Below are 14985 nucleotides of genomic sequence, written 5' to 3'. Positions count from 1 at the left end.
GGGGCTTTTTTTCGTTATTGCGCCAACGCCACCTTGAGTGGCAAGCGCGCCATACCGGTGTTTTTAAGCGAACCCAGATACAACCAGTCACCGTACTCACGTGCCGTGGTGACGGGCGAGTAGTTACCGCTGCTGCCATCCTGCAGGTTTGCGATGACCTTGCCGTTCACGTCCAGCCCGAGCACAAAGGCCTTACGCTCGATGGGCTTGGGCACCACCATCAGTGCCCGTACCATGATCTTGCGCATCAGCGGGTAGCCGGCAAAACCGTCGAGCAGCGGGTTGCGCGGTGAATACAAGGCAACCCAGAACCGGTCCTTGCCGTTGAAGCTGAGGTTGTCCGGCAGGCCCGGCAGGTTGTCGATAAACAGGTCGTGGACGCCGGCCTTGTCGCCCTTGAGCCAGTAGCGGCTGATGCGATAGGCGCCGGTTTCGTTGACCAGCACATAGTCTTCGTTCGGCCCCAGGGCCACGCCATTGGCGAATTGCAACTGGTCCAGCAATACCTCGGTGTGGCCGGTGCTGAAGTCATACCGTAGCAAACGGCCGTCACCGCCGTGCTCGATCACCGCCTCGCCGTCTTCCCCATAACCCCATCGGCTTGATGCATCGCTGAAGTACGCATAACGCCCGGCGGCGTCGACGGTGATGTCATCGACAAAGCCAAACGGCAGGCCGGCGGCGCTGGTGGCCAGGGTGGTGAGATTGTGCTGGGTGTCGAGGGCGAGCAGGCCCTTGATCCCATCGGCAATGATCAACCGCCCGTCCGGATGCAGGGCCAGGCCCAGGGGGCGACCCTGGGTGTTGGTCAGCTCTTCGAGAACGTGGCTTTCGGGGGCCGTGCGGATGATGCGCCCGTCATGCAGGCCGGTGATGAGGAACCCTTTGCCATCCAGCAACAAGGCTTCGGGCCCGGCGATGTCCTGGGCGCCGGTTCTTTTCACGTCCTTGAGGCGCTGGTTTTCGGCGTAGGGCCCGTCCTTCAGGGATGGCGCCTTGGGCGGCGACCAGTTGACCGGTTGCACTTTGGTGGGCATCAGCAGCAGGAAGGCGACGATGGCGGTCAGGATCAGCAGGACCAGACGACCAACGTTGCTTGGACGGGTACTCATGACGATTCCTGGTGATCAGTGGTGGGCGGTTCCCAATGCAGGGTGCCGAACAGGTAGTCCATCAGCGGCAGGACGATGTTGAAGTTGCGTCCCTGCATCAGTTCGCGCCGGTGATGCAGGGCGTGCAGGTGATGCATCTGGCGGATCCACGGCAGGCGGGCCACGGGGTGGTCGGGGGGCAGGTGTTCGCAGGCGTGGAAAAACTCGTAGAGCAGGTAGCCGAGGATCATGCAGCCGGCGAACAGGCCGGCGACGTTGGGGTTGAGGTGTTTGAGCAGCCACCAGGCGGGGAGGGTGATGACCAGGCTGTGGACCAGGATGAGCCAGGCGGGGAACAGGATGACACGCCAGTCTCGCGGGCTGTCGTAGGTCATGTGGGCGGGGGTGAAGAAGCTGTGGTGGTCGCCGGTGTGGCGGGCGTAGAACAGGCGGGCGAAGGTGTGTTTGTGATGGCCCAGGTGACGGTGGACGAGATAGATACACAGGTTGAAGAAAATCAGGGTGAGGGGGATGGCCAGCCATTCCAATAGCTGGATTTGCCGGGTGGTGGACCAGAACAGGCTGATGCAGAGCAGGCCGTAGCCGAAAACGAAACCAGCGTGGAGCCACGGGTTGTAGCAGGGGTGGATGCTGGCGCGGTAGGTGGTGCGGAAGGCCTCGGTGGGGTGAGTCATTAGGGGCGCTCGGTGTTGTTTTTGTTGGGGATGAGCGTAGTCGGGATTGGCGCATCTATCCTGCCGCCATAAAAATACTGTACATGCATACAGTTATGTCCTACATTCCATCCCAGGTGACCGGATGTCGCCGATCACCTGAGCTTCAATTTTTTAACTATGGATGGATAAAAAATGAAATCGAAAAAAGCGTTCATGCTCGGAGCCGCCATCGCGGCGTCCTGCTTCGTTTCGGCCTGCGCCCTGGCCGAACAATCTCCTGCACACTTGACGCCGCAACCGTTGCAGCAAGCCGTGCAGCAAGCCCTCAAGAGTGGCGGCAACGTCACGGCGCAGAAGGCGTCGGCTGCCTTCCTGGACAAAATCAAAACCTCGCAGCAGCTGAAAAAGCCGGTGCAGGCTGCCAAGGCCTTGAGCGGGGTTGTGGTCGCCGAGCCTGTACAGGCAGATAGCGCCAAGGTGGATGCCCAGGCCGTGGCGGCCCAGGCGTTCACGCCGCTGTGCCAGACCCTCGGTATCAACCAGATGTATAACCTGGACGGTGTGCAAACCGGCAACGACGTCTGCTACCACTTCAACGTGCCGCAAAAAGCACGGGCGACAGTGATGCTGGTAGGGCAGAGTGCTGCCACCAACATGTCCCTGACCCTGTTCCAGGACGACGGCCAGAACAACATCACTTCTCTCGGCACGTCGGATAACCCGGGCAATGCCAACGAGGTGTTGGCTGGCGTACTGCCACCTGGCGACTACTACTGGTTCATGCATGCCAATTCGGCTGACGGTTCGCCGTTCAGTTTCGGCGTGGATATCAACATGACGATTGACGATTTCGAGCCTAACGACAGTTTCGAAACGGCTTATCAACTGCCGGATACCCTGAACTACGTCACGGGTAACTCCGACACGGCGACCGATGAAGACTACTTCTCCTTCAAGGCCCTGCGCGGGCAGAAGGTCAGTGCCTATTTCGACGGTGTGAACGAGAGCGATCGGGGCCAGTGGATTTCCGAGTATTTTGACGGCGTCAAATGGATCCCGATCAGCCCCAAGGCGAAAATCACCTGGCCAACGCCATCGGTTAATGGCGTGGTGAACGTACGGGTGCGGCCTAACCCGGCCGCAACCTGGAAGGCTACGGCGCGCTACAAGCTGTCGCTGGGCTCCACACCCGAGGTGTTGAGCCACAGTGTGCAAGGTGACAACGTGGTGCGGATCCCGGCTTCGGCCAATGACTACGACCCGTTCATGACCACCCAGGCGGCACGTGACTTGAGCTGGGCCGTGACCTGGGCCGACAGCACCGGTAAACGCCTGCAGGGATTGACCCCGTATCTGCAACTCGACAAGCACGTCAACCGTAATACCTACCTGCCGGTGTACATCCCTTACTACGGTTCGGTAACCGGCGTGTCGGGCGCGGCATCCGGTACGGTCAACCTGGGCAACTGCGCGGGTGAGGCGACTGTCAGGTATGTGTCCTACGACTCGGGTTACAAAAATACCTGGGAGACCAACTACAACTTCGCCGTCTGGCGCCTGCGCATCGAGGAGTACCCGGATGTCGGCGTGGGTGGCGACGCTACCCCGGTGAGCATGGCTCATATCTGCAGCCAGCGCGTGATCTCCAGTGAACGGTGATCAACCCTCCGCCTGATCCGTAACCCCGGCGCCAACTCTTCGGGTTGGCGCCCCCAGCAACCCTTCAAACTGCGCCTGAACCCGCCCTTCGTCGCAATGCGCCACATTAAACCGCATGAAATCCCGCAACCCCGGCTCATACCCGAACAACGCCCCCGGCGCCAACACCATCCCGCGTTTCAACCCGGCTTCAGCCAGCCGCTCACCATTTACCCCCGCCGGCAACCGCGCCCAGATGAACATCCCCCCCTCAAACCCCATCGGCAATTCACACCCACAACGCCGCAGCCACTGCTCAACCCGCCCCCCAGCCTCCAGCAGCCGCTGAACCATGCGCTTGCGATGCCGGGCATACCCACCCTCACTCAGCAGCCGATACACAATCTGTTCGAACAGCTCGGACGTTATGCCGCCGCTCATCAACTTCATATTGGTCAGATTCGCGGCCAATTGCGGCGCCGCCACCACATAACTGACCCGCGCATTCGCCGTCAGCACCTTCGAAAACCCCGACAGGTACGTCACCTGCTCCAATCCCGCCAAAGTCGCCAGGCGCGGCGGCGGGTTAGGGTGCAAATCCCCGTAAAGATCATCCTCAACGATATGGCAGCGATACTCCCGGGCCAGTTGCAACAACCGAAACGCCTGGCTCGGACTGAATGAATGCCCGGTGGGGTTATGCAACACGCTGGTGGTCAGGTACAGGCTCGGACGATGCTCCGCCAACAACTGCTCCAGCGCGACAAAATCAAAACCATCAGGCCGCCGGGCGATCGTCACCACCTTGACCCCATGCAACGCCAGGTTCGCGTGGAAGTTGAAATAACACGGTGCATCCAGCAGCACCGTGTCCCCGGGCCGCGCCAGCAGGCGCATGAGCATGTCCAGGCCTTGCACCGTGTTGGGCGTGGTGATGATTTGTTCCACCGGCACCGACAACCCTTCACCGTGCAGTTTCTGTTGCAGCGCCTGGCGCAACGGCAGCAGGCCCGCCGGGGTGCCCAGCCCGGCGATGCGCAGGGTAGGGGCGCGGACTGCGCTGCGCATGGCCTGGCGCAGGGCTTCGGAATCCAGCCAGTCTTCCGGCAGATGGCCGCCGCCGGGGCGCAGGTCGCCCTGGGCCATGGCCAGGGGGCGGCGCAGTACGCTGAGCAAGTCCTGGGGCAGCAAGTCGACCCAGGTGCTGGACGACGGCTGTGCCAGGCTGCTGGCGACAAAGTGCCCGCGGCCCTGGCTGGAGGTCAGGAGGTGACGCCCGCGCAGGCGATCCAGCGCTTCATTCATGGTGAATTTTCCGACGCCCAGCAAGGCTCCCAACTCACGCACCGAAGGCAGTTTGCTGCCAGCGGCCAATTCGCCTTGCTCGATCGCATGGGCCAGGGCATCGACGATCTGCTGCACCTTCGGTGCTCGGTCATGAAAGTGAATCGCAGGAATGGGCATCACACTGTCCTTAAGTTTGCCGCCAACTTCACCGGTAAAGTCTGCGCGTATATCCGTAGAGTTTACCTGCCTGTGGCGGCACGTGCGCCCTAGACTGCAAGCCCTCTTTCCTGCTGTGAAATTCCACGCCATGGCCACCGCGCTGACGCTGTCTTCGTTTTTGTATTTCCTGCTGCTGTGCACCACCCTGGCCTTCAGCCCCGGGCCCATGACCTTGTTGTTGCTCAGCCTCGGCCTGAAGGACGGCCTGCGCCGCTCCCTGCCGGCGCAGTTCGGGGCGAGTGTTTCCTACCTGGTGTCGATCCTGATCTTTGCCGTGGGTTTTTCCGAGCTGATCAAGGATTACCCGCTGATCACCCGGATCATCCAGGTGGTAGGCGTGGCCTACATCCTTTACCTGGCCTACAAGCAATGGACCAGCAGCGGAGTGACCATCAAGACCAACGATGCAACTGCGGAAAATGCCCGCAGTCTTTTCGGCAAGGGCCTGCTGACCGGGTTGTCGAATCCCAAGGCGATCATTCTGTTCAGCGCGGTATTCCCGCAGTTCGCCGCCATCGGCCAGGGCAGTGCCGCCGCCGACATCGCGATCCTCGGCCTGACCTTCCTGCTGCTGCAATTTGCCAGCGGCTGCCTGTATTGCTACTTCGGCCAGCGCATCAAGCACGTGCTGGAAAACCCCAAGCGCCGGGTGTTGCTGCAACGGGCCACGGCGGTGTTGCTGCTGGGGGTGGCGCTGATGCTGGCCAGGGGCTTTTCCAGCTGAAGGCCAGCTTATGAGCGGTAGTGGCGATCTGCCGGTGCCCTGATAGACTTCGGGCATTCATCCAGGATCAAGCCAGACATGCCAGCCGCAGGAGGAAACGGACTTTCGCTCGCTTCACGCTTGTACAAGTCGCGCACCCTGGGATTGACCCTCGGGTTTGTCTGTGTGGCCGCCGCCATCTACCCGCTGGATAAATCCGCTTGGGTCTGGGGAGTGATGATCGCCAATGCCTTCATCTGGCCGCATGTGGCCTACCAATGGTCGCGGCACTCGAAAAACTCCCTGCGCTCGGAACACCGCAACCTGCTGTTCGACTCGTTTTGCGGCGGGTTCTGGGTTGGCGCCATGCAGTTCAACCCGCTGCCCAGCGTGACCACCTTGTCGATGATGACCATGAACAACGTCGCCATCGGCGGCCCGCGCTTCATGCTCGCCGGTTGGGTGGCCCAGGCGCTGGGCATCGGCGCCTCGATGCTGGTGTTCACTCCGGCGGTGACCGCCCTCACCAGTGAAGTGCAGCTCTACGCCTGCCTGCCAATCCTGATGCTGTATCCCCTGGCGCTGGGCTGGATCTGTTACCGGCAAGCGATCACCCTGGCCCGGCACAAGCGCGAGTTGCTGGCCCTGAGCCGCACCGACAGCCTGTCGGGCCTGCTCAACCACGGCGCCTGGAAAGACCACCTGGAAATCGAGTTCCAGCGCTGCCGCCGCGACCAGCAGGGCGCCGCCATCGCGCTGATCGACATCGACCACTTCAAGACCATCAACGACACCTACGGCCATGTCACCGGCGATATCGTGCTGCGTCAATTGAGCAAAGTGCTGCGCCAGAACCTGCGGGCCACTGACCTGGCCGGGCGCTACGGTGGCGACGAATTCTGCGTGATCCTGCCGGACATGCCCCTGAACCGCGCCACCGAGGTGATGGACGCCCTGCGTGATCGCTTCAACTCCCTGGCCTACGCACAGGACCCGACCTTGCGCGCCAGCCTGAGCATCGGCCTGGCGCCATACCGGCCGGCACACGCCGACGCCACCAGTTGGCTGAACGATGCCGACCAGGCCTTGTACGAGGCCAAGAGCAGCGGGCGCAACCGGGTCAGTTCGGTGCAGGGAAGTTGGTTGAGGTCGATCTGAGGATCAACAAATCGGTGTTTGTCAGGTAGGGTGGAGCGCTACCTTCCAACAAAAACAAGGATCGGTTCATGCTCTTCAACTTCCCGCGTACCTTGCTGGCGGCCACCCTGGCGCTGTCTTTCGCCATGCCGGCCTTCAGCGCCGAACCCCACAAACAGATCCAGGCCGATTCCGAGCAGTACAAGGCCGACGCCTTGAAACTGCTGGAGCGCCTGGTGAATATCGATTCGGGCTCCGGCTACGAGCCCGGCCTGACCCAAGTGCGTGACATCGCCGTCGACGAGCTCAAGCAACTGGGTTTCAGCATCCAGCTGGTGCCGGATGCCGCCGCTCATAACAGCCATGTCATCGCCACCCTCAAGGGCACCGGCAAGGCCAGGATCCTGCTGATGGCCCACATGGACACGGTGTTCAAGGAAGGCTCGGCGGCTGCCCGGCCGTTCCACATCAAGGACGGCCGCGCCTATGGCCCGGGCGTAATGGATGACAAGGGCGGCATCGTCGCCGGCATCTACGCCTTGAAAGTCCTGAAAAACCAGGGCTTCAAGGACTACGCACAAATCACCTTCCTGCTGGACGCCAGCGAAGAAACCGGCACCGACGGCGCGTCCGAGCTGATCCGCAACACCGCCAAGGGCCACGACGTGACGCTCAACCTGGAACCAGGTCGCCCGGCCGATGGCCTGGTGGTATGGCGCAAAGGCAGCGCCACCGCCGTGGTCGAGGTCAAGGGCAAGGCCGCCCACGCCGGCGTCGCCCCGGAATTGGGGCGCAACGCGGCGATGGAAGCGGCGCACCAGATTCTGCAACTGGGCAAGCTGGGGGATGCCGAGAAGAAAACCACCATCAACTTCACCGTGATCAACTCCGGCGACCGGGTCAACGTGATCCCCGACCAGGCCACCGCCAAGGCGGATGTACGGGCGGCGTTGCCGGAAGAGTTTGACCGGATCGAGAAAGACCTGGCACGGGTCTCGGCCAACAAGCTGATCCCCGAGACTGAAGTGACCACCAGTTTGCACCGTGGCCTGCCGCCGATGCCGCAGACGCCGGAGTCGGACAAGCTGGTGGCGATTGCCCAGGGGATTTATGGCGAGTTGGGGCGCAAGCTGACCATTGAGGGCAGCGGCGGGGCGGCGGATGCGAGCTTGTCGGCTGGCGTGGGTACGCCGACCCTGGACGGGTTCGGGATTGTCGGGGGCAATATCCATACGCCGGAGGAATATGCCGAGGTGGAGAGCGTGGCGCCGCGGATTTATCTGCTGAGCCGGATGATCATGGAGCTCTCCAAGCGCTGACTTAAAAACGCCACACCTCTAAATGTGGGAGCGGGCTTGTGTGGGAGCGGGCTTGCTCGCGAATGCGGTCTATCAGTCGACATCTGCTTATCTGGTACACCGCTTTCGCGAGCAAGCCCGCTCCCACATTGGTTTGTGGTGTTGGTTGGATCAGGTTGCAGTCACCACTTCCCGGGTCTTCTCCCGCCCCAGCACCAGACTGCACAACGCCGGCAAGAACAGCAACGTCAACACTGTCCCCACCAACACCCCGCCAATCAGCACATACGCCAGCGACGACCAGAACACCGACAGTGTCAGCGGAATAAACGCCAGCGCCGCCGCCAGCGCGGTCAGGATCACCGGGCGTGCCCGGCGCACCGTGGCCTCGATGATCGCCTCGCGAATCACCATGCCCTGGTCCTGGTTCTGCCGAATCTGGTCGGTAAAGATCAGCGTATTGCGCATCAGAATCCCGCCAATCCCGATCAACCCCAATATCGCGTTGAACCCGAACGGCTGGTTGAACAGCAGCAGCGTCGGCACCGCCCCGATCAGCCCCAGCGGCGCGGTGGCGAACACCATGAACATTACCCCGAACGAACGCACCTGGAACATGATCACGGTCAACGTCAGCAGAATCATGATCGGGAACAGTGCCGCCAGCGCCACGTTGGCCTTGGCGCTTTCTTCCACCGGGCCGCCGATGACGATCTGATACCCGGCCGGCAGCTTGGCGATCAAGGGTTGCAGGTCCTTGTACACCGCCATTTCCACATCTGGCGGCTGGGTGCCGTCGACGATGTCGGCGCGCACTTCCACGGTCAGCGCACGGTTGCGGCGCTTGAGGATCGGTTCTTCCATCACCGCCTGGAAATGCCCGACCTGGGCCAATGGCACCGAGACACCGGCACTGTTGGTCAGGGTCATATTGTCGAGGTTGCCGAGGTCTTCGCGCTGGCTGCCCTGGGAGCGGGCAACCACTGAAACGGTACGATTGCCTTCGCGCACTTCGGTGATCGGGTTGCCGCTGAGCAACGCGTTGAGCTGGGATTTCACCCCGTCGGGGGTAAAGCCCAGCAGGCGCAGGCGGTCCTGGTCGAGTACCAGGCGGTAACTGCTGGCGCGCTCGCCCCAGTCGAGGAAGCTGTCCCGCGTGAGTGTGTTGGCCGCGACCACTTGGCGCACGTCTTCAGCCAGGCCGCGCAGCACATTCAGGTCGGGGCCGGACACGCGAAACACCACCGGGAAGGGCACCGGCGGGCCGAATACCAACTGGGTGACGCGCACCCGCGCCGATGGAAATTCGCCGGCCGCGATGCGTTCAGCCATGCGTTTTTTCAGGCTGTCCCGGGCATGGGCGTCGGCGGTCTGCACGATCAACTTGGCGAAGGCGGGATCTGGCAGCTCAGGGTTCAGCGACAGGAAAAACCGTGGTGCACCACCGCCGACATAGGTGTCGACCATCACGGTTTGCGGCTCCTCCATCAACGCCTTTTCCACCTGCGCCGCTACCGCCTCGGTGCTTTTGAAGGCGCTGCCCGGTGGCATGTACACCTCCAGAATCAGCTCGGAACGGTCGGAGTTGGGAAAGAACTGCTTCTTCACCACGCCCATGCCCAGGCCACACAGCACAAAGGCCGCCACCACCAGCCCGGTGACCAGCCAGCGTCTGCGCACGCAAGCGTCCACCAGGCGCCGCAGTTTCTGGTAATAGCGCCCGGCGTAAATTGCATCGTGGCCGCCGACAACCGGCTCGATGTGCGGCAGCAGCTTGACCCCCAGGTACGGGGTGAACACCACCGCCACCAGCCACGACGCGATCAGCGCAAAACCGACGATCCAGAAAATATTCCCGGCATACTCACCGGCCCCCGAGCGGGCAAAACCCACCGGCAGGAAGCCGATAATCGTCACCAGCGTGCCCGTGAGCATCGGCGCGGCGGTGGAACTCCAGGCGAAGGTGGCCGCGTGGATCCGGTCAAAACCTTCCTCGAGTTTGACCACCATCATCTCGATCGCAATGATCGCGTCGTCCACCAGCAGGCCCAGGGAAATGATCAACGCGCCCAGGGTCACCCGGTCGAATTCGCGGCCGGTCATCAGCATGATCACAAACACGATCGACAAGGTCAGCGGCACCGCAGCGGCCACCACCAGCCCAACGCGGAACCCCAGGGCCAGCAGGCTGATGACCATCACCACCGCCAGGGCGACGAAGAACTTCAGCATGAACTCGTTGACCGCCAGGCTGATGTTTTTCGCCTGGTCGGAGACCTTGGCGAAGTTGACCCCCAGCGGCAGGTCGGCCTGGATTTTCGCTTCCTGGGCCTTGAGGGCCTTGTCCAGTTCCAGGCCGTTCCAGTGCTTCTCCATGATCACCCCGAGCATCAGCGAGGGGTCGCCCTGATGACGGATACGGTAGCTGGGCGGGTCTTCATAACCCCGGCTGACGGTGGCCACATCGGCGATGCGCAGCAGCTTGCCGTTGGCTTCCAGCGGGACGTTTTCGATCAGCGCCAGGCTGTCGAAGGCCCCGTCGATACGGATATAGGCGCGTGCCCCGGCGGTCTCGACAAAGCCTGAAGGCGCCACAGCATTCTGGGCGGCGAGGGCGGCGAAGATCTGCTCGGGCTTGATGCCCAAGGTGGCCAGGCGCTCATAGGAAAACTCGACGAAGATCCGCTGCGCCTGTTCGCCGAGGATATTGACCTTCTTCACTCCCGGCAGATTGAGCAGGCCCTGGCGCATGTCCTCGGCCATTTGCACCAGTTGCCGGTGGGGTAGATGTTCGGCCTCCAGCGCGTACAGGGAAAAGTATACGTCGGAGTATTCATCGTTGAAGAACGGCCCGATCACCCCCTTGGGCAACTTCGCGGCTTCGTCGCTGAGCTTTTTGCGGGTCTGGTAGAACAGGTCCTGGATCTCGCTGGGACGGGTGGACTCCAGGTACGTCATGCGCATCGAGACGAAGCCCGGTTGGGCGATGGTTTCGACGCGGTCGTAATAGTCCAACTCCTGCAGGCGTTTTTCCAGACGGTCGGCCACTTGCTCCTGCATCTCTTGCGCGGTGGCGCCGGGCCAGGCGGCGGTGATGGTCATGACCTTGACGGTGAACGAAGGGTCTTCGGCGCGCCCCAGTTTGCCAAAGGCAAAGACCCCGGCGGCGAGGATCGCGATGATCAGGAACAGCGTGACCGCGCGATGCTTGACCGCCAGTTCGGAGAGGTTGATCCCGCGCATTATCAGTGTTCCTGCTGACGGTTGAGGGCCAATACCTGGGCCGGCAACAGGCGTACCGCGTCACCGCTGTGCAGCAGGTGCGCGCCGAGGGCGACGACTACTTGGCCGGGGTCCACGCCACTGTCCAGCAACGCGTCCTCCTGGCCGAGGCTGGCGACGTTGACCGGGGCGAAGCTGACCTTGTCATCGGCGCCAATCACCCACACACCGGTGCCTTTGCCGGCATCCTGCAGCGCCCCGATGGGCACGCGGGTCTGTTGCGCCTGGCCGTTACCTTGCAGGCGCACGGTGATGGTCGAGCCGAGAGCGAAGCGGTCGACGGGGCCATGCAAGACATAGCGGGCCCGGTAGGTGCGGGTGGTCGGGTCGGCGCTGGCAGACAGCTCGCGCAACGTGGCGGTCACTGCCTGCTCAGGGGCGCCGAAGGGGAACGCCAGGGCTTTTTGCGAAGCCTGGTCGCGCTGGTTTTCCGGCAGGTTGACGATGGCTTCCCGGGCGCCGTCGTGAGCCAGGCGCGCCACCACTTGCCCCTCGGCGACCACTTGGCCGCGGTCCACCCGCACGTCGGTGATGATGCCGTCGCTGTCGGCCCTGAGCACCGAGTAGGTGCGGCGGTTTTCGATCTGGCTGGCGTCGGATTGCGCGGAGGCCAGCTCGGCTTCGGCCACCCGCAGGTTGGTGGCGGACTGGTCGAAAATCTGCCGCGACACGGCGCCGGTATTGGCCAGGCGCTGGTAGCGGGATTCATCGTCCCGGCGTTGGCGCAGTTGCGCCTGGGCCGCATTGACGCGGTTTTTTGCCGAACGCAGGGCCAGTTCGAAGTCGCCGATATCCAGCACCAGCAAAGTGTCGCCACGGTTGACGTGCTGGCCGGGATCAACCTTGCGCTCGATCACCTTGCCGCTGACGCGAAACCCCAGGTCACTTTCCGTGCGCGCGGCCACTACGCCGGTGTAGGCGCTTTGCTGGCTGCCGGCGGCTTCGACCTTGGCGGCCAGCACCGGGCGGGGCAGGGGCGCTTCGGCGACGGGGTCGGCCTTGTTGTTGCAGCCACTGAGTACCGCCAGCATGGCCAGGGGGGTGAGAAGACGCAGGGGGAGAGGGTTCATGTCGGGCTCCGTGGGGCGGGGTGAGCTAAAAATTACGCACGTAATATTTGCCGCCATATTATGGCTGAAATATAAATTAATCCAGCCCTCGGATCTTTGTTCCACTGATGGGACGATCAAGGCCGGTTTTGCCGTCTAGCGCTGAATTGGTATCGGATTTAAGGTGTATCCATTACTGGAGACACATATGAAAAACATCATCGGCATCTACACCAGCCCGCGCGCCCATTGGGTCGGCGACGGCTTTCCGGTTCGCACGCTGTTTTCCTACGACACCATGGGCAAGCAGATCAGCCCGTTCCTGTTGCTGGATCACGCCGGTCCTGCGGCGTTCACCCCGACCGAGCAACGTCGTGGCGTGGGCCAGCATCCTCATCGCGGTTTTGAAACCGTGACCATCGTCTACAAGGGCGAAGTCGAGCACCGTGATTCCACCGGCGCCGGCGGCACCATCGGCCCGGGCGATGTGCAATGGATGACAGCCGCCAGGGGCATCATTCACGAGGAGTTTCACTCCGAGGCGTTCGCCCGCAGCGGCGGCGCCCTGGAAATGGTCCAGTTGTGGGTCAACCTGCCGGCCAGGGACAAAATGACCGATGCCGGTTACCAGACCATCCTCGATGGCGATATTCCGACGCTGCCCCTGGCCGACCACGCGGGCAGCCTGCGCTTGATCGCGGGCGAGTTCGACGGGGTCAAAGGCCCGGCTCGCACCTTCACACCGATCGACGTGTGGGACATGCGCCTCAAAGCCGGCCGCTCTGTGACGCTGGACCTGCACGCCGGGCGCAACACCGCGCTGGTGGTGTTGCGCGGCACGGTGCGGATCAACGGCACTGAAGTGGCGCGGGAAGGGCAGTTGGCACTGTTCGAGCGCGATGGCACGCAACTGCGCCTCGAGTCCAGCGACGACGCCATGGTGCTGTTGCTCAGCGGCGAGCCAATCGACGAACCCATCGTCGGCCACGGCCCGTTCGTGATGAACACCGAGCAGGAAATCCACCAGGCGTTTGCCGACTATCAGTCCGGGCAATTCGGGCAGATGCAGCGCTAGGGCGCTATACCCTCCAAAGGCATTTCATGCGATCTTCATGGCATTCGCCCTGGAGTCGCCTGAATGCCCTCATTTATCTCCGATCACCCGATGTTCTGTGCCTTGGCGCTGGTGCTGATCGATATTGCCGTATGGCGTTTGATCTCTGCCGATTTCGCCAATTGGAAGCTGGCGGCGCGGCTGGTGATCTTTGCGGTGTTCAGCGCCGTGCTGTTCAACGAAGGCATGAACCCGATGCAGGTCGCGCCGTTCGGCGACAACGTGGCGCTGCATTTGGCGGCAACGGCGTTCCAGATCGGCTGGTGGCTGTTTGCGGCGCGCACCCTCACGGTATTGCTCGGCGCGGTGATGATGCAGCGGGTCGGCCACACCGGGCGGCTGTTGCAGGATCTGGTGGGCGCGGTGATTTTCCTGATCGCGATCATCGCCGCCATGGCCTACGTGCTCGACCTGCCGGTCAAGGGCGTGCTGGCCACTTCCGGCGCGGTGGCAATCATCGTCGGCCTGGCGTTGCAAAGCACCTTGAGCGACGTGTTTTCCGGCATCGTGCTCAACACCACCAAACCCTACCAACTGGATGACTGGATCTCCATCGACGGCACCGAAGGCCGGGTGATCGACATCGACTGGCGCGCCACCCAACTGCAAACCTCCCAGGGCAGCCTGGCGGTGGTGCCCAACTCGTTGGCGGCCAAGGCCAAGATCATCAACTTCTCACGTCCCGCAGATATGTTTGGCTTGGCGGTCAGCCTGCAAGTCAGCCCCCATGCGCGGCCCCAAACCGTGCTGGATGCGCTGGAGCGGGCGATGCAGGGGTGTCGGCCGTTGTTGGCCAAGCCGGCGCCGAGTGTGGCGTTCAAGACGTCGGCCAGTGGTGGCGTGGAGTATGAGATCAGCGGGTTTGTGCCGGCCATGGCGCTCAAGCGTGAGGTGCGCAATCAGCTTTATGATTTGGCGTTTCGGCATTTGCAGGCGGCGGGGGTGAGCTTGTTGTCGGCGGCCGAGAGTAATGCGCCGGTGGCGGTTTCCCGGGCTCGGGCGTTGTTGGAGAGTTCGTCGATTTTCTCGACGTTGAGGCAGGAGGAGAAGGAGACATTCAGCCAGAACATGACGCTGCAGACCTTTCGCGCCGGGGAGATGATTTTGCCGGCGGGGGAGGTGAGTGATCACCTGTTTATCATCGAGTCCGGGGTGATTTCGGTGATGTTGACCAAGGCCGGGCACAAGTTTGAAGCGGGGCGGATGGGGCCTGGGGAGGTGATTGGTGAGGCCGGGATTTTGTCGGAGCAGGGTGTGCCTGCGGACTTTTCGGCGAAGACGTTTTGTACGTTGTATCGGATTGAGAAGGAGTATCTGAAGCCTTGTCTGGATGCTCGGCATGACATCAGTGAGGCTATGAAAAGTTTGTTGGATTTCAGGTTGCATGCGGCTCAGAGTTTGACGCAGGAGGCGCCTGTGGTGCCGGTTAAGAAGGGGTTTATGCAGTGGCTGCGGAGTCGGGCCTGAAGGTGTACATATCCGTTGCTGCG

At 62.3% G+C, this 14985-nt stretch carries 11 protein-coding genes; 6 read left to right on the top strand and 5 right to left on the bottom strand.

Translation table 11 applies throughout. The features are described 5' to 3' along the window. Window positions 1-14 precede the first annotated feature (14 nt). A complete protein-coding gene (locus tag HX807_RS27685) occupies window positions 15-1112 on the bottom strand; it encodes an SMP-30/gluconolactonase/LRE family protein (protein ID WP_087693371.1) in 1098 nt (365 codons plus the stop codon). Beyond that, window positions 1109-1786, bottom strand: coding sequence for a sterol desaturase family protein (locus HX807_RS27680; RefSeq protein WP_177051737.1), 678 nt, complete (start codon window positions 1784-1786; stop codon window positions 1109-1111). The genes HX807_RS27685 and HX807_RS27680 overlap by 4 nt, the downstream gene beginning before the upstream one ends. Before the next feature lie 174 nt (window positions 1787-1960). On the opposite strand from HX807_RS27680, the gene HX807_RS27675 reads away from it, so the two are divergent. Then, on the top strand, window positions 1961-3427 hold the full coding sequence (locus tag HX807_RS27675) for a hypothetical protein (protein WP_003210259.1): 1467 nt from the start codon (window positions 1961-1963) through the stop codon (window positions 3425-3427). Here the strand turns inward: HX807_RS27675 and HX807_RS27670 are convergent, their stop codons facing one another. After that, window positions 3428-4870 carry a PLP-dependent aminotransferase family protein gene (locus tag HX807_RS27670; protein WP_134326228.1) on the bottom strand — a complete coding sequence of 481 codons (1443 nt, stop codon included), beginning with the start codon at window positions 4868-4870 and terminating at the stop codon, window positions 3428-3430. It abuts the gene before it with no gap. A gap of 130 nt (window positions 4871-5000) precedes the next feature. On the opposite strand from HX807_RS27670, the gene HX807_RS27665 reads away from it, so the two are divergent. The 3 genes from HX807_RS27665 (at window position 5001) to HX807_RS27655 (ending at window position 8071) form a co-directional block, all read left to right on the top strand. After that, on the top strand, window positions 5001-5636 hold the full coding sequence (locus HX807_RS27665; RefSeq protein ID WP_008431366.1) for a LysE family translocator: 636 nt from the start codon (window positions 5001-5003) through the stop codon (window positions 5634-5636). Between the two features lie 78 nt (window positions 5637-5714). Then, a complete protein-coding gene (locus HX807_RS27660; RefSeq protein ID WP_023658718.1) occupies window positions 5715-6773 on the top strand; it encodes a diguanylate cyclase in 1059 nt (352 codons plus the stop codon). 68 nt (window positions 6774-6841) lie between these two features. Beyond that, window positions 6842-8071, top strand: coding sequence for a M20/M25/M40 family metallo-hydrolase (locus HX807_RS27655; protein ID WP_003210251.1), 1230 nt, complete (start codon window positions 6842-6844; stop codon window positions 8069-8071). Window positions 8072-8221: 150 nt separating this feature from the next. Here HX807_RS27655 and HX807_RS27650 read toward each other — a convergent pair whose 3' ends face one another. Both HX807_RS27650 and HX807_RS27645 read right to left on the bottom strand, forming a co-directional pair. After that, entirely contained in the window at window positions 8222-11293 is a 3072-nt protein-coding gene (locus tag HX807_RS27650) for an efflux RND transporter permease subunit (RefSeq protein WP_177051726.1), read from the bottom strand. A 2-nt stretch (window positions 11294-11295) separates the two neighbouring features. Then, window positions 11296-12402, bottom strand: a complete 1107-nt coding sequence (locus HX807_RS27645; RefSeq protein ID WP_177051724.1) for an efflux RND transporter periplasmic adaptor subunit — start codon at window positions 12400-12402, stop codon at window positions 11296-11298. 187 nt (window positions 12403-12589) lie between these two features. On the opposite strand from HX807_RS27645, the gene HX807_RS27640 reads away from it, so the two are divergent. Further along, the gene (locus HX807_RS27640) at window positions 12590-13456 is read left to right on the top strand and encodes a pirin family protein (RefSeq protein WP_177051722.1); all 867 of its coding nucleotides are present in this window, start codon (window positions 12590-12592) and stop codon (window positions 13454-13456) included. A gap of 63 nt (window positions 13457-13519) precedes the next feature. Beyond that, complete coding sequence (locus HX807_RS27635; protein ID WP_093208390.1) at window positions 13520-14962, top strand: mechanosensitive ion channel domain-containing protein; 1443 nt, start codon at window positions 13520-13522, stop codon at window positions 14960-14962. Window positions 14963-14985: the final 23 nt, after the last annotated feature.

The sequence above is a fragment of the Pseudomonas sp. D8002 genome, assembly GCF_013385695.1.
GTDB lineage: Bacteria > Pseudomonadota > Gammaproteobacteria > Pseudomonadales > Pseudomonadaceae > Aquipseudomonas.
The sequence above is the reverse complement of the archived record's forward strand: the minus strand, read 5'-3'. Positions and strand labels throughout refer to the sequence as shown.

Coding starts and splice junctions, on each gene's coding strand:
- HX807_RS27635 (WP_093208390.1), top strand. CDS start 13,520: ATGCCCTCATTTATCTCCGATCACCCGATGTTCTGTGCCTTGGCGCTG.
- HX807_RS27680 (WP_177051737.1), bottom strand. CDS start 1,786: ATGACTCACCCCACCGAGGCCTTCCGCACCACCTACCGCGCCAGCATC.
- HX807_RS27675 (WP_003210259.1), top strand. CDS start 1,961: ATGAAATCGAAAAAAGCGTTCATGCTCGGAGCCGCCATCGCGGCGTCC.
- HX807_RS27650 (WP_177051726.1), bottom strand. CDS start 11,293: ATGCGCGGGATCAACCTCTCCGAACTGGCGGTCAAGCATCGCGCGGTC.
- HX807_RS27640 (WP_177051722.1), top strand. CDS start 12,590: ATGAAAAACATCATCGGCATCTACACCAGCCCGCGCGCCCATTGGGTC.
- HX807_RS27665 (WP_008431366.1), top strand. CDS start 5,001: ATGGCCACCGCGCTGACGCTGTCTTCGTTTTTGTATTTCCTGCTGCTG.
- HX807_RS27670 (WP_134326228.1), bottom strand. CDS start 4,870: ATGCCCATTCCTGCGATTCACTTTCATGACCGAGCACCGAAGGTGCAG.
- HX807_RS27655 (WP_003210251.1), top strand. CDS start 6,842: ATGCTCTTCAACTTCCCGCGTACCTTGCTGGCGGCCACCCTGGCGCTG.
- HX807_RS27645 (WP_177051724.1), bottom strand. CDS start 12,402: ATGAACCCTCTCCCCCTGCGTCTTCTCACCCCCCTGGCCATGCTGGCG.
- HX807_RS27685 (WP_087693371.1), bottom strand. CDS start 1,112: ATGAGTACCCGTCCAAGCAACGTTGGTCGTCTGGTCCTGCTGATCCTG.
- HX807_RS27660 (WP_023658718.1), top strand. CDS start 5,715: ATGCCAGCCGCAGGAGGAAACGGACTTTCGCTCGCTTCACGCTTGTAC.